Origin of the sequence: Nostoc sp. (assembly GCF_035638895.1) — a bacterium.
GTDB lineage: Bacteria > Cyanobacteriota > Cyanobacteriia > Cyanobacteriales > Nostocaceae > Nostoc.
Map to the genome: position 1 here is coordinate 1 of NZ_DASQZC010000270.1, position 1,506 is coordinate 1,506.

The window sequence follows — 1,506 nt, forward strand, 5'->3', positions numbered from 1 at the left end:
ATCGCGCATAAATCTATATTGGGAATAAATAAACCTAATAAAATCACATTAAATGGACAGGATTATGTCATTTGGCAAAACCAAAAAGGCGAAGTGTTTGCCCTTGATAACATCTGTCCGCACATGCAAGCACCATTATCAAACGGCTGGGTTTGTCAAGAGAGAGATACTATTACTTGCCCTTTTCATGCACTAGAATTTGATGGACAAGGCAGACTACAGCAAGGAGAAAGTAAGAACACTCAGCCAATTACTAAACCATTAGAGCTAATTATTAGCAATGATTGCATCTGGACTTATGCTGGATTTGAGCCAAGATTGTCCATCCCAGATTTGCATCAAAAAATTGTCGATAATTACGAGTTCATGGGAGTAACTGGGGACAAAAGTATTCACGGTGATTTTTTGACTAATCTGATGGTTAACTATGACTATAATCACCAAAATGGTACTCATAAAGAACTATTTAAAATTACATCTTGTAATGTAACTTCTTTTGAAGAAAAAGGATACTATGCCACAGTAAAACAAGAACTAACGAGAGCCAATAACACACGAGGAGAAATTATTAAAAATCCTATTTTGGGAATCTTCCCTAAAACTCTTATTAACAGGCTTGAATACGCTTTTCCTTCAACTACAGCTTTTTTTGCAAAAACGCCTATTGGTAATATTGCTCAAATTCATATTCTCTACCCGGAAACAGAGAAAATCACCAAGACGTTTATTTTGATGTATGCCAAAGTCGTTAATCCTTTGATGAAATTTCTGTTTAAAAATTCAGTTTTACAAGCAGCAGCCACAGTTATTGAACAGGATACAGGTGCAGTTGAAAGTTTGTATCCTCGGCAAAAACCAAAAATTAGATTGCCAAATGAAGAGATTATGTTCTATGCAGAAAGACTCTATCGCGAGTGGTAATTTAGATTTGCAAAACCTAACTGCGCTTTACAATTAAGTAGATACTGTAGCTGATTACTGCTGGAGGTACTCAAATATGCAACAGCTAAAATCCGCCGAGGAAATGCCTGGTAGCTATGGCTTACCCCTCTTGGGGGAGACTTTGGAAATATTTCAGGATTCAGAGTTGTATTTATGGCGACGATTCCAGCAGTATGATTCAGTTTTTAAGACGAGCGTCATGGGGCGTAAACGTGCTTATTTAATTGGCCCTGATGCTAATCGGCTGGTGCTGGTGGAACAGGCTGAACACATGTCATCGCAGATAGGATGGTATTTCTTAGAATCAACATTTGGCAATAATATTTTATTACAAGATGGGGAAGAAGATCGCCTAACTCGTCGCTTAATGTATCCAGCATTTCACGGAAAAGCGATCGCTACATATTTCGACACCATCCAAAATATTGTGCAAGACTTCCTCAAAGATTGGGGACAGAGAACAATTCCCTTAAATTCTAGTTTCCGTCAGCTTACCCTGATGGTTGCTACTCGCCTGTTTTTGGGAAGTCAGAACAAGAGCGAAGTTGAGCAAACTAGTCAGTG

Annotated in this window: 2 protein-coding genes; both read left to right on the forward strand. The window is 38.3% G+C overall.

The window, feature by feature from the left end:
* On the forward strand, positions 1 to 921 hold a 921-nt coding region (locus tag VE944_RS13170; RefSeq protein ID WP_324977672.1), incomplete at its 5' end, for a Rieske 2Fe-2S domain-containing protein.
* Positions 922 to 997: 76 nt separating this feature from the next.
* Positions 998 to 1,506 (forward strand): cytochrome P450 (locus tag VE944_RS13175; RefSeq protein ID WP_324977674.1); only part of this gene is annotated, 509 nt, incomplete at its 3' end.